The organism is Phaeobacter sp. JH20_37, assembly GCF_048056015.1.
In the GTDB taxonomy this organism is placed as follows: Bacteria; Pseudomonadota; Alphaproteobacteria; order Rhodobacterales; family Rhodobacteraceae; genus Phaeobacter; species Phaeobacter bryozoorum.
Genome location: NZ_JAYMWW010000006.1, coordinates 243,336 through 269,624 on the forward strand (window position 1 = coordinate 243,336; position 26,289 = coordinate 269,624).

General features: G+C 63.7%; 31 protein-coding genes. 17 read left to right on the plus strand and 14 right to left on the minus strand.

All coding sequences use genetic code 11. The annotated features are described in order from the left end of the window. Positions 1–11: 11 nt before the first annotated feature. Positions 12–455, minus strand: coding sequence for a VOC family protein (locus tag VWZ87_RS03350; RefSeq protein ID WP_340545981.1), 444 nt, complete (start codon positions 453–455; stop codon positions 12–14). Between the two features lie 178 nt (positions 456–633). Next, entirely contained in the window at positions 634–1,416 is a 783-nt protein-coding gene (locus VWZ87_RS03355) for an alpha/beta fold hydrolase (protein WP_416535191.1), read from the minus strand. Positions 1,417–1,631: 215 nt separating this feature from the next. On the opposite strand from VWZ87_RS03355, the gene VWZ87_RS03360 reads away from it, so the two are divergent. The 6 genes from VWZ87_RS03360 (at position 1,632) to VWZ87_RS03385 (ending at position 7,518) form a co-directional block, all read left to right on the plus strand. Next, positions 1,632–2,636, plus strand: a complete 1,005-nt coding sequence (locus tag VWZ87_RS03360) for a DUF4105 domain-containing protein (RefSeq protein WP_416535192.1) — start codon at positions 1,632–1,634, stop codon at positions 2,634–2,636. Positions 2,637–2,807: 171 nt separating this feature from the next. Beyond that, a complete protein-coding gene (gene thrS / locus VWZ87_RS03365) occupies positions 2,808–4,754 on the plus strand; it encodes a threonine--tRNA ligase (RefSeq protein ID WP_416535193.1) in 1,947 nt (648 codons plus the stop codon). Between the two features lie 234 nt (positions 4,755–4,988). After that, positions 4,989–5,294, plus strand: coding sequence for a DUF2282 domain-containing protein (locus tag VWZ87_RS03370; RefSeq protein ID WP_340545985.1), 306 nt, complete (start codon positions 4,989–4,991; stop codon positions 5,292–5,294). Between the two features lie 68 nt (positions 5,295–5,362). Further along, positions 5,363–6,226, plus strand: coding sequence for a DUF692 domain-containing protein (locus VWZ87_RS03375; protein ID WP_416535194.1), 864 nt, complete (start codon positions 5,363–5,365; stop codon positions 6,224–6,226). Then, complete coding sequence (locus tag VWZ87_RS03380) at positions 6,223–6,978, plus strand: putative DNA-binding domain-containing protein (protein WP_416535195.1); 756 nt, start codon at positions 6,223–6,225, stop codon at positions 6,976–6,978. The genes VWZ87_RS03375 and VWZ87_RS03380 overlap by 4 nt, the downstream gene beginning before the upstream one ends. Positions 6,979–6,981: 3 nt before the next feature. After that, positions 6,982–7,518, plus strand: a complete 537-nt coding sequence (locus VWZ87_RS03385) for a DoxX family protein (RefSeq protein ID WP_260102340.1) — start codon at positions 6,982–6,984, stop codon at positions 7,516–7,518. A gap of 78 nt (positions 7,519–7,596) precedes the next feature. Here VWZ87_RS03385 and VWZ87_RS03390 read toward each other — a convergent pair whose 3' ends face one another. Together VWZ87_RS03390 and VWZ87_RS03395 are read right to left on the minus strand one after the other, a co-directional pair. Then, positions 7,597–7,965 (minus strand): hypothetical protein, encoded by a 369-nt coding sequence (locus tag VWZ87_RS03390; protein ID WP_260102341.1) that lies wholly within the window; start codon positions 7,963–7,965, stop codon positions 7,597–7,599. Positions 7,966–8,005: 40 nt separating this feature from the next. Beyond that, entirely contained in the window at positions 8,006–8,326 is a 321-nt protein-coding gene (locus tag VWZ87_RS03395; RefSeq protein WP_340545988.1) for an arsenate reductase family protein, read from the minus strand. 220 nt (positions 8,327–8,546) lie between these two features. On the opposite strand from VWZ87_RS03395, the gene VWZ87_RS03400 reads away from it, so the two are divergent. Further along, on the plus strand, positions 8,547–8,753 hold the full coding sequence (locus VWZ87_RS03400; RefSeq protein ID WP_340545989.1) for a cold-shock protein: 207 nt from the start codon (positions 8,547–8,549) through the stop codon (positions 8,751–8,753). Between the two features lie 68 nt (positions 8,754–8,821). On the opposite strand, the gene VWZ87_RS03405 is transcribed toward VWZ87_RS03400, so the two are convergent. From VWZ87_RS03405 to VWZ87_RS03425, 5 genes are read right to left on the minus strand one after another with little or no spacing between them, the layout of a single operon-like run. Then, the gene (locus tag VWZ87_RS03405; RefSeq protein ID WP_416535196.1) at positions 8,822–10,288 is read right to left on the minus strand and encodes an aldehyde dehydrogenase; all 1,467 of its coding nucleotides are present in this window, start codon (positions 10,286–10,288) and stop codon (positions 8,822–8,824) included. Positions 10,289–10,299: 11 nt separating this feature from the next. Next, positions 10,300–11,337 carry an LLM class flavin-dependent oxidoreductase gene (locus tag VWZ87_RS03410; protein ID WP_416535197.1) on the minus strand — a complete coding sequence of 346 codons (1,038 nt, stop codon included), beginning with the start codon at positions 11,335–11,337 and terminating at the stop codon, positions 10,300–10,302. A gap of 14 nt (positions 11,338–11,351) precedes the next feature. After that, positions 11,352–12,260: a flavin reductase gene (locus tag VWZ87_RS03415; protein ID WP_416535198.1), complete on the minus strand. Its 909-nt coding sequence runs from the start codon at positions 12,258–12,260 to the stop codon at positions 11,352–11,354. Further along, positions 12,257–13,069, minus strand: a complete 813-nt coding sequence (locus VWZ87_RS03420) for an alpha/beta fold hydrolase (protein WP_416535199.1) — start codon at positions 13,067–13,069, stop codon at positions 12,257–12,259. The genes VWZ87_RS03415 and VWZ87_RS03420 overlap by 4 nt, the downstream gene beginning before the upstream one ends. Further along, entirely contained in the window at positions 13,041–13,643 is a 603-nt protein-coding gene (locus VWZ87_RS03425; RefSeq protein ID WP_340545994.1) for an amino acid synthesis family protein, read from the minus strand. Before VWZ87_RS03425 ends, VWZ87_RS03420 begins: the two co-directional genes overlap by 29 nt. A gap of 100 nt (positions 13,644–13,743) precedes the next feature. On the opposite strand from VWZ87_RS03425, the gene VWZ87_RS03430 reads away from it, so the two are divergent. The 4 genes from VWZ87_RS03430 (at position 13,744) to VWZ87_RS03445 (ending at position 17,003) form a co-directional block, all read left to right on the plus strand. Then, a complete protein-coding gene (locus VWZ87_RS03430) occupies positions 13,744–14,448 on the plus strand; it encodes a GntR family transcriptional regulator (RefSeq protein WP_416535200.1) in 705 nt (234 codons plus the stop codon). Beyond that, positions 14,426–14,863: a carboxymuconolactone decarboxylase family protein gene (locus VWZ87_RS03435; protein ID WP_416535201.1), complete on the plus strand. Its 438-nt coding sequence runs from the start codon at positions 14,426–14,428 to the stop codon at positions 14,861–14,863. Before VWZ87_RS03430 ends, VWZ87_RS03435 begins: the two co-directional genes overlap by 23 nt. Before the next feature lie 95 nt (positions 14,864–14,958). Continuing rightward, a complete protein-coding gene (locus VWZ87_RS03440) occupies positions 14,959–15,753 on the plus strand; it encodes an arylmalonate decarboxylase (protein WP_416535202.1) in 795 nt (264 codons plus the stop codon). A gap of 92 nt (positions 15,754–15,845) precedes the next feature. Then, positions 15,846–17,003 (plus strand): M24 family metallopeptidase, encoded by a 1,158-nt coding sequence (locus tag VWZ87_RS03445; RefSeq protein WP_416535203.1) that lies wholly within the window; start codon positions 15,846–15,848, stop codon positions 17,001–17,003. 45 nt (positions 17,004–17,048) lie between these two features. On the opposite strand, the gene VWZ87_RS03450 is transcribed toward VWZ87_RS03445, so the two are convergent. Both VWZ87_RS03450 and VWZ87_RS03455 read right to left on the minus strand, forming a co-directional pair. Beyond that, on the minus strand, positions 17,049–17,525 hold the full coding sequence (locus VWZ87_RS03450; RefSeq protein ID WP_340545999.1) for a dihydrofolate reductase: 477 nt from the start codon (positions 17,523–17,525) through the stop codon (positions 17,049–17,051). A 12-nt stretch (positions 17,526–17,537) separates the two neighbouring features. Next, on the minus strand, positions 17,538–18,371 hold the full coding sequence (locus tag VWZ87_RS03455) for a thymidylate synthase (RefSeq protein WP_416535204.1): 834 nt from the start codon (positions 18,369–18,371) through the stop codon (positions 17,538–17,540). 385 nt (positions 18,372–18,756) lie between these two features. On the opposite strand from VWZ87_RS03455, the gene VWZ87_RS03460 reads away from it, so the two are divergent. The 3 genes from VWZ87_RS03460 to VWZ87_RS03470 all read left to right on the plus strand — a co-directional run bounded on the left by VWZ87_RS03460 (position 18,757) and on the right by VWZ87_RS03470 (position 21,666). Then, positions 18,757–19,692: a thymidylate synthase gene (locus VWZ87_RS03460; protein ID WP_416535205.1), complete on the plus strand. Its 936-nt coding sequence runs from the start codon at positions 18,757–18,759 to the stop codon at positions 19,690–19,692. Positions 19,693–19,696: 4 nt separating this feature from the next. Further along, entirely contained in the window at positions 19,697–21,121 is a 1,425-nt protein-coding gene (locus tag VWZ87_RS03465; protein WP_416536885.1) for a hypothetical protein, read from the plus strand. A 116-nt stretch (positions 21,122–21,237) separates the two neighbouring features. Continuing rightward, positions 21,238–21,666: a VOC family protein gene (locus VWZ87_RS03470; RefSeq protein ID WP_340546003.1), complete on the plus strand. Its 429-nt coding sequence runs from the start codon at positions 21,238–21,240 to the stop codon at positions 21,664–21,666. 439 nt (positions 21,667–22,105) lie between these two features. Here the strand turns inward: VWZ87_RS03470 and VWZ87_RS03475 are convergent, their stop codons facing one another. The 3 genes from VWZ87_RS03475 to VWZ87_RS03485 all read right to left on the minus strand — a co-directional run bounded on the left by VWZ87_RS03475 (position 22,106) and on the right by VWZ87_RS03485 (position 23,329). After that, complete coding sequence (locus VWZ87_RS03475; RefSeq protein ID WP_416535690.1) at positions 22,106–22,603, minus strand: MarR family winged helix-turn-helix transcriptional regulator; 498 nt, start codon at positions 22,601–22,603, stop codon at positions 22,106–22,108. Positions 22,604–22,676: 73 nt separating this feature from the next. Beyond that, positions 22,677–22,937 carry a succinate dehydrogenase assembly factor 2 gene (locus tag VWZ87_RS03480; protein ID WP_416535691.1) on the minus strand — a complete coding sequence of 87 codons (261 nt, stop codon included), beginning with the start codon at positions 22,935–22,937 and terminating at the stop codon, positions 22,677–22,679. Beyond that, positions 22,934–23,329, minus strand: a complete 396-nt coding sequence (locus VWZ87_RS03485) for a helix-turn-helix domain-containing protein (protein ID WP_416535692.1) — start codon at positions 23,327–23,329, stop codon at positions 22,934–22,936. Before VWZ87_RS03485 ends, VWZ87_RS03480 begins: the two co-directional genes overlap by 4 nt. A 109-nt stretch (positions 23,330–23,438) precedes the next feature. Between VWZ87_RS03485 and VWZ87_RS03490 the strand changes: the two genes are divergently transcribed. From VWZ87_RS03490 to VWZ87_RS03500, 3 genes are all read left to right on the plus strand, one after another. Further along, on the plus strand, positions 23,439–24,641 hold the full coding sequence (locus tag VWZ87_RS03490) for a pyridoxal phosphate-dependent aminotransferase (RefSeq protein ID WP_340546007.1): 1,203 nt from the start codon (positions 23,439–23,441) through the stop codon (positions 24,639–24,641). Between the two features lie 14 nt (positions 24,642–24,655). Beyond that, the gene (locus tag VWZ87_RS03495) at positions 24,656–25,078 is read left to right on the plus strand and encodes a hypothetical protein (protein WP_416535693.1); all 423 of its coding nucleotides are present in this window, start codon (positions 24,656–24,658) and stop codon (positions 25,076–25,078) included. 331 nt (positions 25,079–25,409) lie between these two features. Beyond that, positions 25,410–26,276 (plus strand): delta-class carbonic anhydrase, encoded by an 867-nt coding sequence (locus tag VWZ87_RS03500; RefSeq protein WP_416535694.1) that lies wholly within the window; start codon positions 25,410–25,412, stop codon positions 26,274–26,276. The last annotated feature ends 13 nt before the right edge of the window (positions 26,277–26,289 follow it).

Consider the following 26,289-nt stretch of genomic DNA (forward strand, 5'->3'; position numbering starts at 1 on the left):
GTCACCTGTGCTTATCCCTCGGTTTGGGCGCCATAGCCGTTCCAGCGGAACGCGCCGTCATCGGACAGCGGCGAGAACGGGTTATGCGCGATTTCCCAGATATGGCCGTCCGGGGCGCGGAAATAGCCGATGGTGCCGCCCCAGAACACCTCTCCCGCCGGGCGCAGCACCGTGGCGCCAGCCGCCTCCGCCCGGGCCATCAGCGCCGCGACATCTGCCGCAGTGCGGGTGTTATGGCTCAGCGTCATCGCGCCGGTGCCCAGCTCATCCAGCGGCAGGCCAATATCCTCGGCCAGCGACGCCAGCGGATAAAGCCCCAGCGTCTGCGACATCAGATCAAAGGCAATGACCCCATCGGGGCTGTCTGCGCGCTGCCAGCCAAGCGCCTCATAAAAGGCCGCCGCCCGCTCCATATCCGGCACGCCCAGTGTGATCAGGCTGATACGTTGCTCCATCGGATCCTCTCCTGCCCTTCTCCTGCCTCTGTCCTGCTCCTGTCGGCTGGCCCCCTTTCGGGCCGACCTGCGCTATGTGGCAGATCATCCCGGACACTCTGCCATAGCCTGCGTCAGCTGTCGCGTGGTGGATGCAGGTCAGTACATCAGAACCTGCGCGCCCGCCCCGCCACTCAACCTAGCCGATATCTGGCGCGCCAGATAGCCCCAGCACCTCCGCCACGGCGGTTTCGATCAGCGCCAGACAGGCCGGGTCGGAGAACCGATGGTCGGCGTCCTTCACCAGATGCAGGCGCATATCGGCGCAGGTGGCATGATCCAGCAACCGCAGCGCGGTCTCGGTGCTGACGGCGGTGTCGGCGGTGCCCTGCAGGCAGCGCGCCGGCATCGCCAGCACCAGCGGATCGCGCAGTACCAGATGGTTGCGCCCGTCCTCGATCATCCGTTTGGTGATGACATAAGGCTCCATGTAGTCGCTCGGCAGCTCAACCTGCCCGCGCGCCTCCAGCTCCGCCTTCTGGGGATCGGTGAAATTGGCCCAATAGCCATCCTCGGTGAAATCCGGCGCGGCGGCGATGGTGACCAGCCCGGCCACCCGCTCGGGCATCGCCCGCGCCAGGAGCAGCGCCTGCCAGCCCCCCATGGAGGAGCCAACCGGCAGGATCGCCCCTGTGGTCAATGCCTTTACCGCCGCCAGCGTATCCTGATGCCAGTCGCCGATGCAGCCCTCCTCAAAACGGCCGGAGCTTTCGCCGTGGCCGGAATAGTCAAACCGCAGAAACCCGAGGCCCCGCGCCCGGGCCCAGGCCTCCAGATGCACCGCCTTGGTGCCCTCCATATCGGATTTAAGCCCCCCCAGAAACACCAGCGTCGGCGCATCCTTGGCCGCGCCGGTGGCCGGGCTCAGGTGATAGGCCAGACGGCGGCCGCTGTCACAGTCCAGAAATTGGGTTGCTGCCATGGTCTCCCCCGCGATGCAGTCCGGTCACTATGCTGATGTCAGATCTGCCACGGCAGCCGCGCCGCCGCAATGGCCGGTTTCACCGCAGGAGGCACCAGCGGCAGATGGCTGGCGCCCGGACGCCGCCGCCCCGACCGCCTGATGCCCTTGCAGCCAGCCGCAGCCCTGCCTAGGGTCCGCGCGACATCAGAACCGCCGCAAATCAGGAGCCTCCCTTGACCCGTGCCCTCCGCCTTCTCTGCCTCGGGCTTCTCTGCCTGCTGATCCTGCTCGCCACTCTCTGGGGCGCGCTGGCGCTCTGGTACCGGCTGCCCGTGGACGGCCTCTGGCGTACAGCCGCGGCATCCGGCTTTGCGGGCCTTGGTCTGGCCACGCTCTGGGCGGTGATCCGCGGCCGTGCGCTGCGCGGGCTGGCCACCTTCTGCCTGGCGCTGGCCGCGCTGATCTGGTGGTGGGCAAGCCTGACCCCGCCGGCCGAGGCAAACTGGTCCCCCGATGTGGCCCGCCAGGTCACCGGCACCCGCGACGGCGATATCCTGACGCTGACAGATGTGCGCAATTTCGACTGGACCACACCGACCGACTTCACCCCGCGCTGGGAGACCCGCAGCTATGATCTCAGCCAGCTGACCACCGTCGATCTCTTCATGTCCTATTGGGCCGGACCGGAGATGGCCCATATGGTGGTCAGCTTCGGCTTTGCCGATGGCGCCCATATCGCCTGGTCGGTCGAGGTGCGCCGTCAGGTCGGCGGCGGTTTCTCCCCCGTCGCGGATCTGTTCAAGACCAACACGCTGGTGCTGATCGCCGCCGATGAACGCGATGTGGTGGGCACCCGCACCAATGCCCGCGGCGAGGATGTGCAGCTGTTTCGCATCAATACCGACCCCGACACCGCCCGCGCGCTGCTGATGCAATATGTCGAGGCCGCCAACCGGCTGGCCGCACAGCCGCAGTGGTATAATTCACTCACCTCGAATTGCACCACCGTGGTGATGACGATGATCCGCACCATCCTGCAGGATGTGCCGCTGGACTGGCGGCTGCTGGCCAATGGCTACCTGCCGGAATATGCCCATGAACAGGGCGTTCTGGCCGCAGGCTACAGCACCGAAGACCTGCGCGAACGCGGTAGCATCACCGCCAGGGCGCAGGCCCGGGGCATCACGCAAGACTACTCAGCCCTGATCCGCAAAGGTGTACCAACCCCCGCCCGCTGATCCAGCCCCCCTGATGCCGCTGCTGCATCTTCTGGCGAAAAATATCCCGGGGAGCGCGAGGGGCTGGCCCCTCGCCTGCTTGACAGCCTCGCATACCCCTGCCAAACGGGCAGAACACCATAACCCGCAACCGGGCGTTCTGTGGGCGCCAAACCGACGAGGAGAGCCGATATGGCCCAAATCTCTCTCACCTTCCCCGATGGCAATGCACGCTCCTATGACGCAGGTATCACCCCTGCCGAGGTGGCCGCTGACATTTCGACCTCGCTGGCCAAAAAGGCCATCTCCGCCACCGTCAACGGGCAGCACTGGGATCTTCAGTGGCCGATCGACGCGGACGCCGCAATTGCCATCCACACCATGAAGGATGAGGTTCAGGCCAATGAGCTGATCCGCCACGATCTGGCGCATGTGATGGCGCGCGCGGTGCAGGACATCTGGCCCGACACCAAGGTCACCATCGGCCCGGTCATTGAAAACGGCTGGTATTACGACTTCGACCGCGCAGAGCCCTTCACCCCGGAAGATCTCGGCGCCATCGAGAAAAAGATGAAAGAGATCATCAACAAACGTGATGAGGTCCGCACCGAGGTCTGGGAGCGCGACCGCGCGATCCAGCATTACACCGACCTGAACGAACCCTATAAGGTCGAGCTGATCGAGAGCATCCCCGGCGACGAGCCGCTGCGCATGTACTGGCATGGCGACTGGCAGGACCTCTGCCGCGGCCCGCACCTGCAGCACACCGGCCAGCTGCCGGGCGATGCTTTCAAACTGATGAGCATCGCAGGCGCCTATTGGCGCGGCGACAGCTCCCGCCAGATGCTACAGCGGATCTACGGCGTTGCCTTCACCGGCAAGGAAAAGCTGAAGGCGCATCTCACCATGCTGGAAGAGGCCGCCAAACGCGACCACCGCAAGCTGGGCCGCGAGATGAACCTGTTCCACATGCAGGAAGAGGCGCCGGGCCAGATCTTCTGGCACCCCAACGGCTGGCGCATCTACACCACCCTTCAGGACTACATGCGCCGTATGCAGGACCGCGACGGCTATGTCGAGGTGAACACCCCGCAGGTGGTGGACCGCAAGCTGTGGGAGGCCTCGGGCCACTGGGACAAATACCAGGAGAACATGTTCATCGTCGAAGTGGACGAGGAACATGCCCGCGAAAAGGCGGTCAACGCACTGAAGCCGATGAACTGCCCCTGCCACGTGCAGGTGTTCAATCAGGGCCTCAAATCCTACCGCGACCTGCCGCTGCGCATGGCTGAGTTCGGCTCCTGTGCGCGCTATGAGCCCTCGGGCGCGCTGCATGGCATCATGCGGGTGCGCGGCTTTACCCAGGACGACGGCCATATCTTCTGCGCCGAGGATCAGATCGAGTCTGAAACCGCAAAATTCATCGCCTTCCTGTCCAAGGTCTATGCCGATCTCGGCTTCCATGACTGGACCATCAAGCTCTCGACCCGCCCGGAAAAACGGATCGGCAGCGACGAGAGCTGGGATCTGGTGGAAAAGGCGCTAGGCGATGCCTGCAAGGCGGCGGGCTATGACTACGAGCTGCTGGAGGGCGAAGGTGCCTTTTACGGTCCGAAGCTGGAGTTCACCCTCACCGACGCCATAGGGCGGAACTGGCAGTGCGGCACCCTGCAGGTGGATCCCAACCTGCCCGAGCGGCTGGATGCGAATTTCATCGGCCAGGACGGCAACAAGCACCGCCCCTTCATGCTGCACCGCGCCACGCTGGGCAGTTTCGAGCGTTTCATCGGCATCCTGATCGAGGAACACGCAGGCAAGCTGCCGTTCTGGCTGGCGCCGCGTCAGGTGGTTGTCGCCTCGATCACCTCCGACGCCGATGACTATGTGAACGAGGTTGTTGAGACCCTGCGCGCCGCCGGTGTGCGCGCCGAGGCCGACATCCGCAACGAGAAGATCAACTACAAGGTTCGCGAGCATTCGGTGGGCAAGGTGCCGGTCATCCTCGCCGTCGGCCACCGCGAGGTCGAAGAGCGCACCGTTTCCGTCCGCCGTCTTGGCGAAAAACAGACCAAGGTCGAAACCCTGGAGGCTGTAACAAAAGCGCTGGCGGTTGAGGCAACTCCGCCGGATCTTCTGTAACATTCCTGCGGTCTTTTGCTGATCTTTGCCTTTTCACCGGCCCCCACTTGCGGGGCCGGTTTCTTTTTGCGCATGGTTTTAAGGGTTCAGCAGCCACTTCGCTGTAATAAGCGGTCACGGCTGCTGACGCCCGCGTGAGACACAGGCTCGTGAATTCAAACACTTCTCAGGCTGAGCTAATGTCTGACCTGTAACAACCGCCTCGCAACCAAATTCCAAAGAAGGAAGACACCGATGTCCAACACCGCAAAATCCCTCGCCGTCGCTGGTGCCGTTGCTGCCGCACTGACCTCTGCCATGGTCACCCCGGCTGCCGCCCAGTCCAAAGAGAAATGCTATGGCGTCTCCCTCGCCGGTCAGAACGACTGCGCCGCAGGCCCCGGCACCACCTGCGCCGGCACCTCGACCGTCGACTATCAGGGCAACGCCTGGACCCTGGTCGATGCCGGCAGCTGCGAAGGTATGGAACTGCCCGCAATGGCCGATGGCAGCGACCGCAAGGGCTCGCTGGAGCCGCTGGAACGTGACCTGCCTGCATAAGCACAGGCCAGACCAGCGGGGCGGGGGATTTCTCCCGCCCTTTTTGTAACCGGATCAGAGGACCTGTCATGCTGGATGCCGCCCCTTCCCTGCCCGCCGCAGCCGGTGTTGGCTACAAGCCGCAGCATTTCGCCGATATTCTTGCAACGGTCGGCGCTGAGCGGCCGAGCCCGGTAAAATGGCTGGAAATCCACGCCGAAAACTACATGGGCGACGGTGGCCGCCCGATCGCGCAGCTGCGTCATCTGGCTGAACAGTTTGCCCTGTCGGTGCATGGCGTCGGCCTCTCTATCGGCGGCGAAGGGCCGCTGGACGCCGATCATCTGGCACGGCTGACGCATCTGGTGGGCTGGCTCAATCCTGCCAGCTTCTCCGAACATCTGGCCTGGTCCACCCATGACAGCCATTTCTATAACGACCTGCTGCCGCTGCCCTATACGGATGCCACGCTGGCGCGGGTCTGCGATCATATCAATCAGGTGCAGGACGCCATCGGGCGGCGGATGCTGCTGGAAAACCCCTCCAGCTACCTCGCCTTTGCCGAAAGCAGCTGGTCCGAGCCGGAGTTTCTGGCCGAGATCACCCGCCGCACCGGCTGCGGGCTGCTCTTGGATGTGAACAACGTCTTTGTCTCCGCCACCAATCTCGATTTCTCGCCGCAGGGCTATATCGACGCCTTTGCGCTGGATCAGGTTGGTGAAATCCACCTTGGCGGCCATGATGAGGATCAGGACGACCACGGCAAACCGCTGCTGATCGACAGCCACGGCGCCGAGGTGGTGGATCCGGTCTGGGCGCTGCTGGATTATACGCTGGCAAAATCCGGCCCCAAGCCTGTGCTGGTCGAGTGGGACACCGATGTGCCCGCCTGGCCGGTGCTGGAGGCCGAGGCCGCCCGTGCCGCAACCGCGCTGGAGCGGGTGCCGGCATGACTGTCAGCCAGACAGAATTCGCCCACGCCATGATGGATGCGGGCCAGCCGGTGCCTGAGGGGCTGCTGGATGCGACCGGCCAGTCGGCCGGGCGGCGGTTCAGCGTCTATCGCAATAATATCGCGGTCTCCCTGACCGAGGCGATGCACAGCGCCTTTCCCCTGATCGGCAAGCTGCTGGGCAAGCAGAACCTCGACGGGCTGGCGGGCATATATCTGCGCGCCCATCCGCCCTCCTCGCCGCTGATGATGCACTATGGCGCTGAGTTTCCCGCGTTTCTCGCCGGGATGGAGCAGCTGAAACATCTCGGCTATCTGCCCGATGCGGCGCGGCTCGACCTTGCCCTGCGCCGGGCGTATCACGCTGCCGACGCCACTGCGGTTGACCCGGCGCGTCTGGCAGCGCTTGCACCCGATCAGCTGATGGCGACCCGGCTGACACTGGCCCCCGCCGTCACCCTGCTGCGCTCGCCCTGGCCGATCTATGACATCTGGCGCTTCAACACCGAAGAGAACGCGCCCAAGCCCCGCCATATCGCGCAGGACGTGCTGATCACCCGGCCCGAATTCGACCCCATCGTTCAGGAGCTGCCCGCCGGGGGCGCGGACTGGATCACCGCCCTCATCTCTGGTGCCACGCTGGACGAGGCGCTGACCGCCGTTCAGGCCGACCAGCCGGATTTCGACCTCTCACACCCGCTCGCCCTGTTGCTGCAAGGCGGTGCAATCATTGACCTAGACCGCAAAGGATAACCGATGCACGCGCTTGTTTCCTCCTATACCTCGATCTTCGGCAAGGCTGACCGGCTGTCCGATATCATCGTCCCGACCCTGGCCCGGCTGGTCTTTGCCGCGGTGCTCTTGGTCTACTACTGGAACTCTGCCGGGCTGAAGACGGATGGTTCGATTTTCTCGCCCTCTGCCGGCGCCTTTGGTCAGATCTTCCCCAAGGCCGCCGAGGCGGTGCTTTATGATGTCAGCCAGCTCAATATCTTTCAGCGGCTGGTGATCTTTGCCGGCACTGTCGCCGAATATGTGCTGCCCGCGCTGATCCTTGTTGGTCTGCTCACCCGTCTGGCCGCTCTTGGCACCATCGGTTTCATCTGGGTGCAGACCATCGTCGATGTGACCGGCCATGGCGTGAAACTGGGCAGTCTCTTTGACAACGCCATTGGTCTGGTCGACCAGCGGGTGATGTGGACCTTCCTGCTGCTGGTGCTGGTGTTCAAGGGGGCTGGTCCGCTGTCCCTTGATGCGCTGGCGCGGCGCGCCACGGCGCCTGCCACCGCCTGATCCGGCCAGTCCTCAAACATAAAAAGGCGCCCTGCATCCGCAGCGGCGCCTTTTTTCATTCCTTGCGTTCGATCCGGTTCAGAAATGCGCCTTCGGCTCATCCGGTTTGCCGGCAGCAAGCGCCAGCAGCCCGCCAAGAAGCGCCAGCGAGATCGGGAAGATGGTAAAGACATTAAGCCCGAACCCGGCATATAGCCCCGCCGCCGAGGCCAGCAGCAGCACCCCGCCCCAGAGCGCCCGCGACAGCGCCATCGCGCCACCGGCCAACGCAAGGATGGGCGAGATCACGGCCAGGAGCCGCAGTTGTTCGACATCGTCGACCTGCCGGGCCACCCCGTCGATTTCGCCAAAATACTCCACGGCGGCGGTATAGCCATAGCCCGCAAACCCCACCACCATGCCGATCAGCCCGGCCACGATGCCCAGCACCAGCGCTGCATTGCGCATTGCCGCTCTCCTTACCTAATCCGATATGCAGATGGGGGTTCTAGCCCTCGACGCCAAGGGCGGCCTTGGTTTTGGCGTCCCAGCCGAGGTGCAGATGGTCACCGGATCTGATCAGCGGACGTTTCATCAGCGTCGGATGCGCCGTCAACAGATCCAGCGGCTCCCCCGCCCGCTCTGCCTCGCTCAACCCGCGCCATGTGGTGGAACGTGTGTTAACCAGCCGGTCGCCGAACTGCGCCAGTGCGGCCTGCAAAATCGCCTCCGGCACCCCATCGGCGCGCACATCCACCAGCTCCGCCTGCGGCAGCTGTTTCAGCGCCTTGCGGCAGGTGTCACAGGTCTTCAATCCATAGAGTTGCACGTTTTTTCCTTTCCCGAGGGGGCGGCTCAGCACAATTTATGGTAGAGCCGCACTGTTTTGCTTGATTTTTACATGGTCCGTGCAAAAGTTGAAACCGGGTTGGGACAACTTCCCCGGCCTGTTTTGTCTGCGCACTGCGGCAAAACCGATCACCCCGCTCTGCGCCGCGAAATTATCGTGTATTCAGGGCGGCTCACTAGCAGGAAGGAGACACGGGAACATGGCGAGTGGCACCGTGAAATGGTTCAATACAACCAAGGGCTATGGCTTTATCGAGCCTGAAGGCGGCGGCAAGGATGTGTTTGTGCACATCTCTCAGGTTGAGCGATCCGGGCTGACCGGGCTGACAGATAATCAGAAAGTCGATTTTGAAATGACCGAAGGGCGTGACGGTCGCCAGATGGCCAGCGACATCCGCCCACTGTGACCACACTCCGGCTGCGCCGGGGTTCCCCCTTGCGCGCAGCCAATCCGTGGCCTGCCCCAGCGCATCACCTAGCGCATCACAAAGGGATCCGGGATCGGATCGTCGCTGGTGCGCAGCCAGACCGTCTTTACCCTTGTGTAATCCAGCGCCGCCTGTAGCCCGCCCTCGCGGCCATGGCCGGATAGCCCGTGCCCGCCAAAGGGGGCGATGGGGCTGACCGCGCGATAGGTATTGACCCAGACAATGCCTGCACGAATGCCGCGGATCATGCGATGGGCACGGGTCAGGTCGCGGGTAAACACCCCGGAAGCAAGACCAAACGCGGTGTCATTGGCCAGCGCCAGCGCCTCGGCCTCGGTGTCAAAACCGCACACCGACAGGACCGGGCCAAAGAATTCCTCGCTCAGACAGGGCGCCTGCGGCGCGTTGCTGCAATCCACGATGGTTGGCGGAAAGAAATGACCGGCCCGCGGCAACGGCTGCCCGCCAGTCACGATCCGCGCGCCCGCCGCAACCGAGGCCGCCAGCAAATCCTCCGCCCGGCGCATCTGCGCGCCGGTGCAGAGCGGGCCAATCTCGGTCTCCGGCGCGTCCGGTGCACCGATCCGGGCGCTTTCGGCCTTTTCTGTCAGACGGCGCAGAAAATCCGCCTTGATCCGGTTTGAGATGATCAGCCGGGAGCCCGCAACGCAGCTCTGCCCGGTGGCGGCAAAGATCCCGGCGACCTGCGCATTCACCGCACTGTCGATATCGGCGTCCTCAAACACGATGAAGGGCGATTTGCCGCCCAGCTCCAGCGAGGTGGAGGCAAGGTTCTCAGCCGAGTTGCGCACCACCTGGCGCGCGGTCTCCGGCCCGCCGGTAAAGGCCACGTGGTCAATCCCGGCATGGGCCGTCAGCACCGCGCCACAGTCGGCGCCAAAGCCGGTGATCACATTGAGCACCCCCGGCGGAAAACCGGCCTGATCAAAGATGCGGGCGAATTCCAGCATCGGCGCCGGGGCTTCCTCCGATGCCTTCAACACCACGGTACAGCCCGCCGCCAGCGCCGGGCCGATCTTCACCGCGGCCAGAAACAGCTGCGAATTCCACGGCACCACCGCCGCCACCACCCCAAGCGGCTCGCGGCGCAGCCAGACTTCCATATCCGGTTTGTCGATCGGCAGATGGGCGCCTTCGATCTTGTCGGCGAGGCCCGCGTAGTAGCGGTAATACTCAGCCACATAGGCGATCTGGGCCGAGGTTTCGCGAATGATCTTGCCGGTATCGCGGGTCTCGATCCGGGCCAGGGTCTCGGCGTTTTCGGCAATCAGATCCGCCAGCCGGTAAAGCAGCCTGCCACGCGCGGTGGCGGTGATGCCCGCCCAGTCCGGTGCGTGGAACGCGGCACGGGCCGCTGCCACGGCCGCCTCCACATCCGCCGCGCGGGCCTCTGGCATCATCGCCCAGACCTCGCCGGTTGCCGGATCGCGGCTCTCGAAACGGGCGGAGCCATCCGAGAACACCCCGCCGATATACTGCTGGAACTGCTGCATGGTGATCCCCTTCAGGCAAAGGCCGGCATGACGTCGCGAATGAACCGTTCAAGCGAGGCGCGCTTGCGCTCAGAACTCATGCCGCTGTCGATCCAGAAACTATATTCATCGTACCCCAGCGCCTCATACCCTTTTATCCGCGCAATCGCATCTTCGGCGGTGGCGATCACATTGTCACGCAGCATCGCCTCGGGCGAATAGAACGGATGGGCGGCAATCTCCGCCTCGCTCAACGGCGCGATCAGCCCCTGCGACACGGGCCGTTCGTTTTTGAACCAAGCGCCGAAGTAGCAGTAAAACCGGTTGATCTCCTCCGCTGCCTGCTGGGCGTCGGCGGCATCGGCGGCAATATAGGTGTGGTTCAACAGCATGATATCCGGGCGCGGCATATCCGGGAATTTGACGCAGGCGGCCTTGAACGTCTCCATCAGCCGGGTGATTTCCTCATCCCCCTGCCACAGCGGTGTCACCTGCACATGGCAGCCATTGGCAACGGCAAATTCATGGCTGTTGGGATCGCGGGCGGCGACCCAGATCGGCGGGCCGCCCGGTTGCAGCGGTTTGGGCGAGGAGGTGGTGGCCGGAAAGGAATGATAGGCCCCCTCCTGCGCGTAATCGCCCTGCCACAGTCCCCGCAGCGCCGGGATCAGCGCGCGCATCCGCTGGCCTGCATCCCAGGCATCCATGCCCGGCACCATCCGTTCGTATTCGTAGCTATAGGCGCCGCGCGCAATGCCGAGCTCCAGCCGCCCGTCCAAGATCATATCGGTCATCGCCGCCTCCCCTGCAAGGCGGATCGGATGCCAGAACGGCGCGATGATGGTGCCGGTGCCAAGCCGCACGTTGCGGGTCTGGCGCGCCAGATCGACAAGGTTCAGGAAAGGGTTCGGCGCGATGGTGAAATCCATCCCGTGATGCTCCCCCGTCCAGACCGCGTGCATCCCGCCCTGATCGGCGATTTTGGCCAGGGTGACGAAATCATCGTAGAGATCCCGCTGGTCCTGCTCCGCCGACGTGCGTTCCATATGGACAAAAAGAGAAAAGCGCATGATGCCACCTACCGTTATGCGATCTGGCGGATTTCGCCGCTGCGTTGATTGCCTGAATAGATGCCGAAATCGCCGAGAGCCGCCTCACGGGTGAAACGGTCCAGCATGGCAAGGATCGCCGGATCGCTGACATCGTCCAGCGCGCTGCTGTCCAGCGGCACAAAGACCCCGCGCGACGGGGTGCCGGTGGCGCCATGGCACAGAAAGGCGATATGCTGGCGTTTGCGGGCAACGTCCTCATAGATCGAATAGACAAAGCCCGGCTCGCCGCTCAGCCCTGTTTCGGCGATCAGTCGGCGCATGGTTGCGGCAGCGCCTTCGGCATCGACCACGGCCTCCGGCAACGTAGATCCGCCGTATCCGTCATCGACCAGCAGCACCGCGCCGTCGCGCTCGATCAGGGCCGAGATCACCAGATCTGGACCGGCCACCGCCGCCTCTGCGGTCATTGCAGGCGTCACATAGGCACCGCGCGCATAGCCAAGCCCGGGGCTGGTGCCGGTGCCAAAGGCGCGGACCTCGCCGATCAGGATCACATGATCGCCCGCCTCAACCGTCTTGTGCAGGCTGCAATCGAACCAGGCCGACACCCCGTCGATCAGCGGCGAGCCCGCAGGCCCCCGGTGCCAGCTGATGCCCGCAAACCGGTCCTCAGCCGGGCGGGCAAAGGTATTGGAAATCTCGATCTGCGTCTCCGCCAGCACATTGACGGCAAACCCCTCGCCGCCGACCAGCGCGCCGTAGTTGCGCGAACTATTGGCCAGACAGACCAGCAGCAGCGGCGGATCCAGCGAAACGGAGGTAAAGGAATTTGCGGTGAACCCGATGGGTCGACCCCCGGCATCATGGGAGGTGACCACCGTCACCCCGGTCATGAAGCTGCCAAAGGCCTGACGCAGGGCGCGTGGATCAAGGGGTGTCATGACGGATCCTCCTCAGGGGTGGGCGTGGCGAGCCAGTTGCGCAGTTCGGCGGTGACCAGATCCGGCGCCGTCAGGTTCACCATATGGCGGTGCCCGGTGATGGTCACCGCACGCCCCCGGCGCACCCGCAGCGCCATGGCCTGCGACATCTCGGGCGTGGAATTGGGATCGCCATCGCCGGTGATGGCCAGAAATGGACAGGCAATCTCGGCCAGCCGTCCGGCATAAGTCGCATCGCCCCCCGCAAAAGCCGCATAGGCGGTGGCGTAGCCTGCGGGATCAACCGATTTCAGCCAACCCGCAACCCGGTCGCGGGCGTCGATATCCGTCGGGCTGTCGCCGAACCAGCGGGCCAGCGGCGTGTCCAGATCGCAGCGACCCGCAGCGATCTCAGCGGCGCGGGACTGAACGGCCGTCCGCGCCGCCGGATCACGGCAGAAGACGCCGTTCAACAGCGCCACCCGTGTGGTCAGCGCCGGGTGGCTCACTGCGAAACCGGTCGCGATCAGCGCCCCCATCGAATGCCCCGCCAGGCTGACCGGGCCGAGGTCCAGCGCCCGCAGCACATCCCTGAGCCAGACCACGAAATCCGGCAGTTCGCTGTCCGCAGGCAGCGGCGCGCTGCCGCCATGCCCCGGCAGATCCGGCGCAATCACCCTATGGGTCCGGCTCAGATCCTTAATCTGCGGTCCCCAGGCTGCCGATTGCATTCCGACACCGTGCAGGAGCACCAGCGCAGGCCCCTGCCCGCAGTCGCGCAGCGCGACGCTGCGGGTGGGCTCAGACAGCTGCAGGGTTGTCGACATCATTGCCAAGCTCTTTCAGATCCTGATAGCGGTCGCCGATCCGGTGATGCGGCCGCCCGCCGATCGACGCGCCAAGCGCGATCAGCACCTCATCGGCACCGGGCGCATCGGCGACGGAGGTCTGGATGGTGAGGTAATGCGACCGTCTGCCGCCATCGCATTTATCCATCAGCGGGATCATCAGCGGCGCATTGGCAGGCCCGCGCGTATTGCAGAATGACAGGTAGGATTTGGCCCCCACAGCGCTGCGGTAGGGATTGCCGAATTGCAGTGTGTGGATCAGGGCGGAGGCATGTTCCACCTCGCCGTTCATCCCGACGATGGCGGATTTTCCATAGCCCTCGACCCGGTCACCACCGCCTGCGGCCTCCAGAATCATCCCGGTCAGCAGGGTGCCCAGACCGGGTGCGCAGTCCCGGATCTGCGGCGTCAGATCCTCGACAAACCCCTGCCCTGCCCAAGGATTGCGAATAACGGCGATGGCGGCAATCAGCGTCAGCGGCACCGGCGCCGCCTTGCCGCCTTCGATCAGGGTCTTTTCGACGTGAAGCAGGGTTTTGCGGATGATGGCGGGCATGGGAATCTCCTGATCGGCAGTGCTGCGGTATCATGGTATACCATTATACAATATGTCAATCATACTTGCCGCAGCCCAGACGCGCTGCTATGGAAATCCCATGGAACCCAGCCAGACAACGCTCCGCAAAATCGAAAAAGCCCCGCAAACCCTGCGCGATATCGTGCAGGAACGGATGCGGGAGGCGATCATCGACGGCCATTTCGCCCCCGGTGAGCGGCTGGTGGAACGCCCGCTCTGCGATCAGCTGGGTGTGAGTCGCACCGTGATCCGCGAGACGATCCGCTATCTTGAGGCTGAAGGGCTGGTCGAGATCATCCCCAATCGCGGCCCGGTCGTGGCCCGCCTGACCTGGGATCAGGCGCGGCAGATCTACGATGTGCGCCGCCAGCTGGAAGCGGCAGCGGCAGCGGCCAGCGCCGAGGTGCAGCGGCCGGAGTTTGCCGCCGACCTCAGCCGCGCGCTTGCCGAGGTCGAGGCGTCGATGAGTGACACCGAATGGGGCCATCTGTTGCGCGCCACCACCGGCTTTTACCAGCTCATATTCCTTGAGGCCGGCCATACGATTGCCTGGGATATCGTGCAGCGGCTGAACGGTCGGATCAGCCGGTTGCGCGCCCTTACCATCGCGGCAAAGGACCGCGAAACCTCCGGCATGAGCCATATGACCGCCATTCACGATGCCATTCTCAGCCGCAACCCTGAGGCCGCGCGCCGGGCGGTTGAGACCCATATCGCCGATGCTGCCCGCACGGCCAAACGCTTCCTGAAGGAGCCAGCAGATGAGCCGTCCAACGACACCTGACACACCCGGCGCCACAGCCCACCGGACCAGCACCTTTGACGAGGATCTGTTCCTGAAGGGTCTGGAGCAGCGCAAGGCCACCCTTGGCGCGGAATATGTGGAAAAGAACCTCGCCGCCGCGGATGAGTTCACCCGCCCCTTTCAGGAGGCGATGACCGCATGGTGCTGGGGCTTTGGCTGGGGCGATGACACGATAGATGCCAAGACCCGGTCGATGATGAACCTTGCCATGATCGGCGCGCTTGGCAAGATGCACGAATGGGAGCTGCATTGCCGGGGGGCGGTGAACAATGGTGTCAGCCGCGAAGAGATCCGCGCGATTATCCACGCGGTTGCGATCTATTGCGGCGTTCCGCAGGGGCTGGAGTGTTTCCGCGCCGCCCGGACGGTTCTGGACCAGACAGACGCGGGCTGACACCGCAGCCGCACCGGCCCGCAGAAGCCAGTCCTCCCCCCTCCTCACAGCGCAACGTCAACAGGCCAAGAGCCGACAGCGAGGTACCTTCTCAGATGTTTCAATCCGGTCAAACCGTTCAGTCCAGCCCCCGCACCCCGCTGATGGGCAAGGGCACCGCCCATCGCGCCAGTCTCGGCTTTATCCTGATGTCCACCGATCTGGCCTGCGAAACCGACCTCTTTGCCATGGCGCCCGAAGGGGTCGGCGTGCATATCACCCGGCTCAGGACCGATGACTACACCACCAACGAGACCTTGGCGCGGCACATCGACCACATGGCCGAGGCGGCCGGCCGGCTGCAACCGGATATGAACCCCGAGGTCATCGCCTATTGCTGCACCTCCGGCTCGATTGTCTGCCGGGAAGAGAACGTCTTTCGCGAAATCCGCAAGGGCGCGCCGCAGACACAGCCGATGACCATTGTTACCGGCGTCATGGACGCGCTGCGCGAAGTCGGCGCCAAGCGGATCGTGGTCGGCACGCCCTATCTTGACGATATCAACACCGCCGAGGCGGAATATCTGCTGGCGGCCGGGTTTGATATCCTCGACATTCAGGGGCTGCGGCTGGAAACCGGTCTGGAATTCGGCCGGGTCGAACCCTCCTACTGGAAGGAATTTGCGCTGGAGATTGATCAGCCGGAGGCCGATGCGATCTTTCTCTCCTGTAGCGGCATTCGCGCGCTTGAGGTGGTGGATGAGATCGAACAGGCCGCAGGCAAGCCGGTGATCACGTCCAATCAGGCGCTGATGTGGTCCTGCCTGCGCCGGGCCGGAATCACCGATCAGTTGCAGGGGTTTGGGCAGATTTTCCAACATCCCGGCCACGCGCTGACGCCAACCCTCTGACCCCGACACTCTGCCCAAGGCCGGTGCCCTCCCGGTGCCGGTTTCTGAGCCCTCAACGCCCGACGGGCGGTCCACCTGCAAAGAAGATCACCATGACAGCACCTCTCGCGATGCGCGGATTTCCCGAAACAGAATACGCCGCCCGTACCAGGCGGGCACAGGCCCGTATGGCCGAAGCCGGTTTCGACGCGCTGCTCTTGATGACCGAACCCGACGTGCAGTATTTCACCGGTTTTCAGACGCTGTTCTGGCAAAGCCCGACGCGCCCATGGTTTGTGCTGATCCCCGCCAGCGGCAAACCGATTGCCATCATTCCCGAAATCGGCGCCAGCCTGATGCGGCGCAGCTGGCTTGACGATATTCGCTGCTGGTCGGCGCCCGCGCCCGAAGATGACGGCATCAGCCTGCTGGTCGAGGCGCTGTCGCCGCTGAAGACGCTTGGCGTGATGAAGGGACATGAGACCCATCTGCGGATGCCGCTGGGCGACTGGGAACGGCTGATGGACGCCCTGCCCGACCTTCGCATTGCCGATGCAACCCGGCTGGTGCAGGGGCTGAGGATGGTGAAATCCCCGGCGGAAATCGACAAGCTCGCCCGGATCTGCGCCATTGGCTCTGCGACCTTTGCTGCGGTGCCGGAGTTCGCCCGCGAAGATGTACCGCTGGACGAGGTGTTCCGCGCCTTTCGCCGCGAGGCGCTGGCGCAGGGGGCCGATGGCGCGCCCTATGTGGTCGGGGCCAGCGCGCAGGGCGGCTATGCCGATGTGATCTCGCCACCCGATGCCACACCGCTGGCGGCGGGGGATATCCTGATGCTGGACAGCGGCATGGTGCTGGACGGCTATTACTGCGATTTCGACCGCAACTGGGCAATTGGCCATGCTGATGACACCGCGCGCCGCGCCTATGATGTGCTGTGGCGCGCAACCGAAGCCGGACTGGCCGCCGCCCGCCCCGGCAACAGCTGCCGCGATCTGTTTCAGGCGATGTCTGCGGTGATTGCAGAGATGGACGACAGCGGCGGCGACATTGGCCGTCTGGGTCATGGGCTGGGGTTACAGCTGACCGAACAGCCCTCACACGCCGCCTTTGACACCACCGAGCTGCAAGAGAACATGGTCCTGACGCTGGAGCCATCGCTGTCCTATGGCGACGGGCTGATGATGGTCCATGAGGAAAACATCGTGGTGACGCCGCAGGGGGGCCGCCTGCTCAGCACCCGTGCGGCGCCAGAGCTGCCGGTGATCTGAGCTGCCGGTGATCTGGGCTGTGACAGACCGGCGCGCGGCACAGACCTAGCGGCGCATGTACTCCACCACCACGCAGGCCGGTGCCTCGCTGCGGATCTGGGTCTGGCTGGCGATCCCCCACTGCCCGGCCCGGAACGGCGGGAAATAGGTATCGGCGTCCTCGACCTCGGTCTCGACCTCGGTGATCAGCATCCGGTCAGCGATCTCCATCAGACCTTCGTAGATCCGCGCGCCGCCAATGCCGTAAATCCGGTGATAGCCCTGCGCGCGCGCCTCCGCCAGGGCGGCCTCGATGCTGGGGCAGACCAGATCCGCGGCATCCGGGTTTGAGGACACCACCAGATTAAGCCGGTTCTTCAACGGCTTCACCGGCAGGCTGTCCCAGGTATTGCGCCCCATGATCAAAGCCCCGCCCAGCGTTTCGCGCTGAAAAGACTTCAGATCCTCCGGCGCCTGCCAGGGGATCGTATTGTCCTTGCCAATGGCGCCATTCTGGTCGCGGGCAACAATAAGCGTGATCATGTCAGTCCTCTCTCAAACCGCAACCGGAGCTTTGATGCCCGGATCGGGGGTGTAATTCAGCACTTCGAAATCGTCATATTTGAAGTCAAAGATGGAGGGCACGTCGCGCGTGATGCGCAGCTCCGGCAGCGGCTGCGGCGTACGCGACAATTGCAGGGTCACCTGATCCATATGGTTGGAATAGATATGGGCATCACCGATGGTATGGATGAAATCCCCCGCCTCATAGCCGGTCACATGCGCCAGCATCTTCAGCAGCAGCGCATAAGAGGCGATGTTGAACGGCACGCCGAGGAACATATCTGCCGACCGCTGGTAGAGCTGCAGGTGCATCCGCCGCCCCTGCACCCGCACCTGCCACAGGGTATGGCAGGGCGGCAGCGCCATATCGGGCACGTCGCCGGGGTTCCAGGCGGTGACAATCAGGCGGCGGCTGTCGGGGCTTTTGCGGATCATCTCCACCAGCTGCGCAATCTGATCGACCGTGCCCGCCCGATAAAGCGGCTCATCGCCACTGGTGCCGGGGACCAGCTCAAGCCGTGGAAAATGCCGCCACTGATGACCATAGACCGGCCCGAGGTCGCCGTTCTCATCCGCCCATTCGTCCCAGATCGACACGCCATTGTCCTTCAGGTAGCCGATATTGGTGTCGCCGGACAGGAACCACAGAAGCTCGTGGATGATGGAACGCAGATGCAGCTTCTTGGTGGTCACCAGCGGGAATCCCTCGGCCAGCGGATAGCGGGTCTGCATCCCGAAACAGGAGATGGTCCCGGTGCCGGTGCGGTCACTGCTGGCCTCGCCGTGTTCCAGAATATACTGCAGGGCCTCATGGTACTGGCGCATTGCGATCTCTCCCTCGTGATCTGCCTGCCGTCGGGGCGCAGAGCGCGCCCGCAGGTTTTCTCCTCTGTCTAGCCTGCCGCCGCCCCCGATCTCAAGAGTGTGTAAGCCGCAGCCGCAGGGCGCCCCGCACCCAGACACCTGCCCAGACAGTCGGCCAGACAGCCGCCCAGACACCTGCCCGATATCCATTCGGACATCTGCCCCCAAAGTGGCGCAGCTGATCCACACCCTAGCGGCTTGCCCTGCCCCGCGCACCCCGCAACAAAAAGGTCACCGATGCGCCACGGTCGGCTACGGACGGCCCAGGCGGCGCGGCAATTCAATTGACTTTCCGCAACCATGACAAGACACTGCCGCAAACAAAGAAAATTTGAGGTCAGTTCATATGAAGCGGGCAATGCTTGGACTTGCGGCAGCAACGCTGCTGTCGGCATGTGGCGGGGGTACCAACCCCTTTGACACGGGGGATGATACCGATGGTGGCACCACCGATCCGATTGTCCCCGAAGTGCTGGCATCTGACGTTGATAGCGTCGCCTATGACGCCGCTGCGGGCACATTGGTGATCAGCGGTCTCAGCCTTGACGACACACCGTTTTCCGCCAACTACCGCCGCCGCCCGGCGCTCGACCGCGAGGGCTATCAGGCCTATACCGCGCAGGACAGCTCGCTTGACCGTCATGTCACCGCCTATGTCCGTGAAATCGAAAACGGCGGCTTTGCAGTGGCCGTCGCCACCGGCGGTCAGTTCTCCTATTATTTTGCCGGCACCAGCTTTGGCCGTCGCGGCGGCTATTCCGCCCCGACCGAAGACGTCGCCTCTGGAGGTGTGGTGAGCTATGCTGGCACCTACGTGGGCCTGATGAACATCGCAGGCGATGGCGGCGATCTGCTGCCCGTCTCCCCCGGCACCCCGGCTGACATTCGCCCGGCCCAGTCGGCCGAGGTCACCGGCGATGCCTTCGTCAATGCCGATTTCCGCGACAATGTCGTCAATGGCACCATCTACAACCGCCAGATTGAGCCGACCACAGCGGGCGGCACCCCACAGACGCTGGTAACACTCGACCTCGCGCCCACCGATATTGCCGACAATGGCACCTTTACCGGCACCGCCTCGCAGGTGGTCAACGGCACCCGCACCAATGTCGGCACCTATGGCGGCATCTTCGCCGGGACCGATGCCACATCGGTTGCCGGGTCCGTCTTTGCCCAGAACCACGTCGAGAATATCGACGGCATCGAGGAATACGGGATCTTTGTTCTGGGCCAATGCGGCACCGCAGAAAGTTCGGCCGTCTGCGATCAGCCGGTACCCTGATCTCATGCGGCGCTGTCTGGCCGCAGCCCTGACGCTGGCGCTGCTGCACGCAGCGCCGGCAACGGCGACCGAGCCGACCCCCGAACATCATCTCAGCCTGGAACAGGGCCGCCTGCTGGCGGCGCATTCCCTTGGCACCGGCAAACCGGAGCTGACGCTGGACCTGACCCGCGCCCTCTTGCGGGCCGACCGGCGCGATCACCTGGCCTGGTACCTGCGGGCCGCCGCGCAGGCGCAGCTGAAATCGCCCGGCGCCGGGCGCCGCTCTGCGGCGCGCGCCTATCGCTTTGCCCCCGACAGCGCAGGCAAATTCCGCGCAGCCCAGCTGGCCGCACGGCTGGCGGTGCAGGACGCCCGGCCGACGCTGGCGCAGGTCTGGCTGCGCCGCACCGCCATTCACGCCCCCGATGAGATCAGCGAAACACGCATCGCCGCCGACTATAAGGTCCTGCGGCGGATCAACCCCTGGTCCTTCCAGCTGCGCGGCGAGCTGAAGCCCTCAAACAACGTCAACAACGGCGCCGACAACACGCTGGAAGTGATCGACGGCGTGCCGACACTGGGCCGATTTGGTCCCCGGTCGGTGGCACTGGAGGGGACCGTTGCCGTGCTCGATGCCGCGATCGGCTACCGCCTGCGGGAAAGCCGCAGCAGCCTCACCACGCTGAGCGCGCGCGGCTATGTCCAGCGGGTGGCACTGTCGTCAGCCGCCAAGGCCAAGGCCGCCCCCCTCGCCCAGCAGTCCGGCACCACGGTGCCGCGCAACAGCGAATTCGGATCGACCTACGGCGAGATCACCCTGACCCATGCCTTTGCCGCTGGCCCGCCCGAACGCAAAGGCTCCGCCGCCCTCGGGCTCAGCTTTGGGACCGCCTGGTATGGCGGCGACAAAAGCTATGATCTGGTCAAACTGACCGCCCGGCGCAGCTGGCAGCTGTCAGCGCGCACCGGACTGACACTGGATGGCATGGCAGAACAGCGGCTCGACCCGCGCGGCCCCTCGCAGGATGGCGAGGTGTTCGGCCTGGGCCTCCGTGTCAATCGCGGGCTGCAAAATGGCGATCAGATCGACGTCAGCCTTGCACTGCGCGACAGCAGATCAGGCCATGTGAACACCTCCAGCCGCAGCGCCACGCTGCGGCTCGGCTATCACTTCGCCAAACCGCTGGGGCCGGCCAAAATCAGCACCGGACTGATCCTTGGCCAATCCGACTACCCGCAGTTCATCGCAGGCTTCCCCGCCCGCTATCTGGCCGATGGCCGCGAAGACCGGTCCTATTATGCCGATGTGAACCTCTTCTTCGAAGACTACGACTATGCCGGATTTGCCCCGACGCTGCGCCTGCGCGCGGGCAAAAAAGACAGCAATCACAGCCGTTTCCAGTCGCGCGAGCTATCGCTCTCGCTGGGTGTTCAGTCCAAATTCTAAGCGGATCCCGCAATCGCTCTGGTCACCGGCTCCGGACGCATTATGGTCAGGGGCCTGAGATATCTGACACGAGGCCGCGCCCCTGGGCCAGCCGTCCTGACATGAGGAACACACCGATGCCGCTGAAATATCTGCACACTATGGTTCGCGTCAAAGACCTAGAGACATCCATGGCCTTCTACCAGCTGCTGGGTCTCAAGGAGACCCGACGCTACGACAGCGAAAAAGGCCGCTTCTCGCTGATCTTCATGGCCGCCGAAGGGCAGGAAGAAACCCCGATCGAGCTGACCTATAACTGGGACGGCGATGATGGCCTGCCCAGCGACAGCCGCCATTTCGGCCATCTGGCCTATGGTGTGGATGATATTTACGCCACCTGCCAGCATCTGATGGACAATGGTGTCACCATCAACCGCCCGCCGCGCGACGGCCACATGGCCTTTGTCCGCTCGCCCGATAATATCTCGATCGAACTGCTGCAAAACGGCGACGCGCTGGACCCGGCAGAACCCTGGGCCAGCATGGAAAACACCGGCAGCTGGTAAGCCGCAACCGCCAGGAGGGCAGCACCATCATCGCGCGCCCTGTCCTCCCGGCGCCTGACCTCTGCGGCATATCTGTGCCGCCCTGCGCGCAGGCCGCCAAGCCGCACCGCACACCCCAACCGCACCATCCCGTCCCAGCCGCACCATCAGGGCACGCCAACCCGCAGGGCACGCAAAATTGCACCAGCCGGTTGCCCCGGTGGTGTGTCAGCCATGCTGCTGTCCGAAAAGATGGTCCAAGCCTGATGGGCCTTCTGGTCCCCGGATCCGCTCCGCTCCCGGCCTTCTGCCCGGTCAGCGTCGGTATGGCTTGGTCAGATCAGCTGCCGCGCAGCAAATCAAAAGGGTCAGGCAGATCGGTGATAGTCGGCGTTCTGCCGAGAGGGATATGCGTTGCGACCGATGGAACACGCCCCGTTTCAGGCGTGCAAAACCCGGCTCAATAGATGTAGCGGATCTGGTCGGACCAGTAACGCTCCACCCGCTTCAGCGAGGCTGTGATATCCGCGATGCCCTCGCTGCTGATCACACCTTTGCCTTCCAGGCCTTCTGCGTGGCGCGAAAACAGCGCCGCAACAATATCACGAATCTCGCGACCGCGCTCGGTCAGGCGCACCCGGACCGAACGGCGATCAATCTCGCAACGCTGGTGGTGCATATAGCCCATCTCGACCAGTTTCTTCAGGTTGTAGCTGACATTGCTGCCCTGATAGTAGCCGCGTGATTTCAATTCGCCCGCCGTGACCTCATTGTTGCCGATATTGAACAGCAGCAGTGCCTGAACCGCATTGATCTCCAGCACGCCGACACGCTCAAACTCGTCCTTGATGACGTCCAGCAGCAGACGGTGAAGACGCTCAACCATTGCGAGCGCCTCAAGGTAGCCAGTCATGAACCCTTTGGTGTCCTGCTGGCCGATTGGCATTTCCATACTCATCCGCATCTCCGACTCGATGGTGTCTGAGAGCAACAATGCGGAAAATTCCCGAAAAATCCGTTAAGCTGAAATTTTATTCTTTTTGATGGGTTTGCGCTATGTCGTCGATCAGCGCCGAGAACCGATCCGGCGGCGCCACCTGCCCCGTCACCCACTGGTACAGATCCTGATCATTCTCCTGCAAAAGCAGGTCGTAGAGATCAAGATCCGCCGGGCCCATCGTGACCAGTGTCCGCTCGGCATAGGCGGAAAGAAGAATATCCATCTCCTTGATTCCGCGCCGCATCGAGCGCATCTGCAACCGCTTCAGCCGGTGGGCAGGCAGTTCGCTCATTGTGCGCTGCCTTCCATCACCAGGCGCAGGCGTTTTTCCAGCCGTGCCGCCCGGTCAGCATTGCTGCGCAGATCCTCGCGCAGCTGGCGCAGCTCGGTCATCACCGCCGCCAGATCCTGCGGCATCTGTTCGCCAGCCGGGGCTTCCATGCCTTCGCCCTCGCCGGTCAGCAGCCAGCGCATCGACACATTCAGCAGCCCCGCCATCATCGACAGCTTGTTGGCGCGCGGTTCCGACAGATCCTGTTCCCAGCCGGTCAGGGTCGATTTCTTGATGCCCAGCCGACGGGCCAGCTGCGCCTGGGTCATGCCTGCTGCATCGCGTGCAGCGGCCACCCGGTCACCAAAGGTTGCCGCGTCGGGGCCATACCAATTCATGTCGTCGTTGCTCATTTGCCCGCTCCTGTTGGCCTATCGGTTTGTCGGTCTCCTGATCCCGCTTGATCGGAAGTTAGCGGCACCCTATGACAGTTCTAGATGACATTCAAACAGAGGTCTTTCCATGCAATTTCTGTCCGATAGCCTCTCCCGCGTCAAACCGTCACCCTCGATCGCCGTCACCACGCTGGCCGCTGAACTGCGTGCGGCCGGCCGTGACGTGATCGGCCTGAGCGCCGGTGAGCCTGACTTTGACACGCCCGACAATATCAAGGACGCCGCGATCCGCGCCATTCAGGCAGGCAAGACCAAATACACCGCCCCCGACGGCATCCCCGAGCTGAAGCAGGCGGTCTGCGATAAATTCGCCCGCGACAACGGGTTGGAGTATACCCCGGCGCAGGTTTCGGTTGGCACCGGCGGCAAGCAGATCCTCTACAATGCGCTGATGGCAACGCTCAATCCCGGCGATGAGGTGGTAATCCCGACCCCCTATTGGGTGTCCTACCCGGATATGGTGCGGCTGGCCGGTGGCACGCCGGTCTGTGTCGACTCCTCGCTGGAGACCGGGTTCAAGATCACCCCGGCCCAGCTGGAGGAGGCAATCACGCCGCAGACCAAATGGTTCATCTTCAACTCACCCTCGAACCCGACCGGGGCCGGCTACCACCCGGAGGAGCTGAAGGCGCTGACCGAGGTGCTGCTGCGCCACCCGCATGTCTGGGTGATGACCGATGACATGTATGAGCATCTGGTGTTCGATGATTTCACCTTCTGCACACCGGCGCAGATCGAACCGCGGCTCTATGACCGCACGCTGACCTGCAATGGCGTCTCCAAAGCCTATGCGATGACCGGCTGGCGGATCGGCTATGCCGCCGGTCCCAAGCATCTGATCGACGCGATGCGCAAGATCCAGTCGCAATCCACATCGAACCCCTGCACCATCAGCCAATGGGCTGCGGTTGAGGCGCTGAATGGCACCCAGGATTACATCCTGCCCAATACCGCTGTGTTCCGCCGTCGCCGCGATCTGGTGATTTCGATGCTCAGCCAGATCGAAGGCGTTGCCTGCCCGGTGCCGGATGGGGCCTTCTATGTCTACCCCTCCATCCATGCGCTGATCGGGCGCACCTCTGCCGGGGGCGTCAAGATCACTGACGACGAGGCCTTTGCCAAGGCGCTGCTGGCGGAGGCCAATGTGGCCGTGGTCCATGGCGCCGCCTATGGGTTGTCGCCGAACTTCCGTATCAGCTACGCCGCGGCCGATGACGTCCTGACCGAGGCCTGCCGCCGCATTCAGGCCTTCTGCGCCGCGCTGCGCTGAACGGAGCGTTTCGCATGGCTGCCTCCCTGCCGGACTATTACTTTCGCCTGCGCGACAACGGAGCCTTTGTGTTCCGCGTCGATAGTGAGAACCGGCAGCGGCGGCTGGACATGGATCAGATCGCCGTGGTGAAGCTGCGCAGCGGCGAGATCCGCGCCCATGGCGACCGTGACCTCAGTGCCGAGGATCTGAACGCGATCCGCAGCTGGATGGATCAGCGCCGCGAGACGCTGGCCATGCGCGAGATGGATGACATTCACCGCACCATCGAGCATCTGAACAGCACCGCCCATTGGGCACAAAGCAAGGCCAGCGCCGCGCAGCTGGAGGAGATCACCGACCAGCTGCTGCTCGCCATGCACGACCTGCGCTCGGTGCTGGTGCGCAAGAAGGCCGATCATCTGGCCCGTGGCGCCAAGGACAGCGACCCCTCCTGATCAGCGTGGGCATGACCGGCCATCGGTGGCGCCGGATCTGAACATCACCCGATGCGTACGCGCGGATCTTTGGCGGCTTGCACATCATGCGTGTCGGGCGGCCGCTCCTTACGTCCTCTGTCGCTGGACGCCACCGCCAGCCCTTCGGTGAGGGGTGGGTTGCAATGGCAACCATAAGGCGATTAATATTTTTATCACACAATCATTATAGGAACCATTGGCGGCAGTTTCGGACTGTAGCGCGATCACCCCGGCCCCCTGTTCTGGTCCTGCGCAGATCCGCCACTGCCGCCACTGTTACCAGTATCATTCAGTCACAACAGGATTCCCGATGACGTCATATATTTCGATCATGCCCGCTTTTGCCGCCCTGACCCTCGCCAGCGGTGTCGCACTGGCCGCAGACAGTGCGCAGACCGTCAAGGACAGCGAAATCGACCGGCAACGTGCGGCACTGGCCATGAGCACCTTCGGGGCCGGATTTGGTCCGCAATCGCCGCGCGACATCGACATGGTCGAGGGGCAGAACCTGCGCGTCTTCAGCGCGGCACCGCCCGCCACCGAGATGAACCTCTGCAATATCCATTTCCATGAAAACGCAGAACATCGCGGCGGTGAATTCACCAGCTACGCGGGCAATGGCGATGGCAAGGGCTATGGCACCGGCTATCAATATGACGGCACGCTGAGCGAGGCAGAACTGGCGCCGCTGGACAGCCCCATCGGCGCCGAGGGCGGCCACGGCGATCTGCAACCGGGCGACACCATCGAGGTGCATTACGTCCACACCACCGCGCAGGTGACCCCGGGGCCAACGCTGGGCGCCTGCCTCAGCGAAGCGATCAAGAACCCGCAGCTGCGGGTTGAGGCGCAGGTTTATGTGCTGGTCAATGACGAAAACGCCGCCGATTTCACCGAGCTGACCCGTCTCACCGTCCGAAACAACCTCTATCAGGCGCAGAACATCCCGGCCAATTCCGGCACCCCGATCAGCTATGCCGGCTCCACCACCGGTCCGGGGTACAATACCACAGGCTCCCCGTTTCAGGTCACCTGGAGCGTCCGACCCAAGGTGATCCGCGTCAATATCCACAGCGTCGGCACCTGGCTCGAGCATAATTATTTCAACGAGACCCACGCCCATGGCGTCCGCAATCTGGTGACCAACCCCGATCTGCTGGCACCGATCAGCAACTAGCCCGCGCCGCGAC

Excerpts from the sequence above, each read along its gene's own strand:
- VWZ87_RS03350 (WP_340545981.1), bottom strand. The coding sequence starts at position 455 with ATGGAGCAACGTATCAGCCTGATCACACTGGGCGTGCCGGATATGGAG.
- VWZ87_RS03355 (WP_416535191.1), bottom strand. The coding sequence starts at position 1,416 with ATGGCAGCAACCCAATTTCTGGACTGTGACAGCGGCCGCCGTCTGGCC.
- thrS (WP_416535193.1), top strand. The coding sequence starts at position 2,808 with ATGGCCCAAATCTCTCTCACCTTCCCCGATGGCAATGCACGCTCCTAT.
- VWZ87_RS03370 (WP_340545985.1), top strand. The coding sequence starts at position 4,989 with ATGTCCAACACCGCAAAATCCCTCGCCGTCGCTGGTGCCGTTGCTGCC.
- VWZ87_RS03375 (WP_416535194.1), top strand. The coding sequence starts at position 5,363 with ATGCTGGATGCCGCCCCTTCCCTGCCCGCCGCAGCCGGTGTTGGCTAC.
- VWZ87_RS03380 (WP_416535195.1), top strand. The coding sequence starts at position 6,223 with ATGACTGTCAGCCAGACAGAATTCGCCCACGCCATGATGGATGCGGGC.
- VWZ87_RS03385 (WP_260102340.1), top strand. The coding sequence starts at position 6,982 with ATGCACGCGCTTGTTTCCTCCTATACCTCGATCTTCGGCAAGGCTGAC.
- VWZ87_RS03390 (WP_260102341.1), bottom strand. The coding sequence starts at position 7,965 with ATGCGCAATGCAGCGCTGGTGCTGGGCATCGTGGCCGGGCTGATCGGC.
- VWZ87_RS03400 (WP_340545989.1), top strand. The coding sequence starts at position 8,547 with ATGGCGAGTGGCACCGTGAAATGGTTCAATACAACCAAGGGCTATGGC.
- VWZ87_RS03405 (WP_416535196.1), bottom strand. The coding sequence starts at position 10,288 with ATGCAGCAGTTCCAGCAGTATATCGGCGGGGTGTTCTCGGATGGCTCC.
- VWZ87_RS03410 (WP_416535197.1), bottom strand. The coding sequence starts at position 11,337 with ATGCGCTTTTCTCTTTTTGTCCATATGGAACGCACGTCGGCGGAGCAG.
- VWZ87_RS03415 (WP_416535198.1), bottom strand. The coding sequence starts at position 12,260 with ATGACACCCCTTGATCCACGCGCCCTGCGTCAGGCCTTTGGCAGCTTC.
- VWZ87_RS03420 (WP_416535199.1), bottom strand. The coding sequence starts at position 13,069 with ATGATGTCGACAACCCTGCAGCTGTCTGAGCCCACCCGCAGCGTCGCG.
- VWZ87_RS03425 (WP_340545994.1), bottom strand. The coding sequence starts at position 13,643 with ATGCCCGCCATCATCCGCAAAACCCTGCTTCACGTCGAAAAGACCCTG.
- VWZ87_RS03430 (WP_416535200.1), top strand. The coding sequence starts at position 13,744 with ATGGAACCCAGCCAGACAACGCTCCGCAAAATCGAAAAAGCCCCGCAA.
- VWZ87_RS03435 (WP_416535201.1), top strand. The coding sequence starts at position 14,426 with ATGAGCCGTCCAACGACACCTGACACACCCGGCGCCACAGCCCACCGG.
- VWZ87_RS03440 (WP_416535202.1), top strand. The coding sequence starts at position 14,959 with ATGTTTCAATCCGGTCAAACCGTTCAGTCCAGCCCCCGCACCCCGCTG.
- VWZ87_RS03445 (WP_416535203.1), top strand. The coding sequence starts at position 15,846 with ATGACAGCACCTCTCGCGATGCGCGGATTTCCCGAAACAGAATACGCC.
- VWZ87_RS03450 (WP_340545999.1), bottom strand. The coding sequence starts at position 17,525 with ATGATCACGCTTATTGTTGCCCGCGACCAGAATGGCGCCATTGGCAAG.
- VWZ87_RS03455 (WP_416535204.1), bottom strand. The coding sequence starts at position 18,371 with ATGCGCCAGTACCATGAGGCCCTGCAGTATATTCTGGAACACGGCGAG.
- VWZ87_RS03460 (WP_416535205.1), top strand. The coding sequence starts at position 18,757 with ATGAAGCGGGCAATGCTTGGACTTGCGGCAGCAACGCTGCTGTCGGCA.
- VWZ87_RS03465 (WP_416536885.1), top strand. The coding sequence starts at position 19,697 with ATGCGGCGCTGTCTGGCCGCAGCCCTGACGCTGGCGCTGCTGCACGCA.
- VWZ87_RS03470 (WP_340546003.1), top strand. The coding sequence starts at position 21,238 with ATGCCGCTGAAATATCTGCACACTATGGTTCGCGTCAAAGACCTAGAG.
- VWZ87_RS03475 (WP_416535690.1), bottom strand. The coding sequence starts at position 22,603 with ATGAGTATGGAAATGCCAATCGGCCAGCAGGACACCAAAGGGTTCATG.
- VWZ87_RS03480 (WP_416535691.1), bottom strand. The coding sequence starts at position 22,937 with ATGAGCGAACTGCCTGCCCACCGGCTGAAGCGGTTGCAGATGCGCTCG.
- VWZ87_RS03485 (WP_416535692.1), bottom strand. The coding sequence starts at position 23,329 with ATGAGCAACGACGACATGAATTGGTATGGCCCCGACGCGGCAACCTTT.
- VWZ87_RS03490 (WP_340546007.1), top strand. The coding sequence starts at position 23,439 with ATGCAATTTCTGTCCGATAGCCTCTCCCGCGTCAAACCGTCACCCTCG.
- VWZ87_RS03495 (WP_416535693.1), top strand. The coding sequence starts at position 24,656 with ATGGCTGCCTCCCTGCCGGACTATTACTTTCGCCTGCGCGACAACGGA.
- VWZ87_RS03500 (WP_416535694.1), top strand. The coding sequence starts at position 25,410 with ATGACGTCATATATTTCGATCATGCCCGCTTTTGCCGCCCTGACCCTC.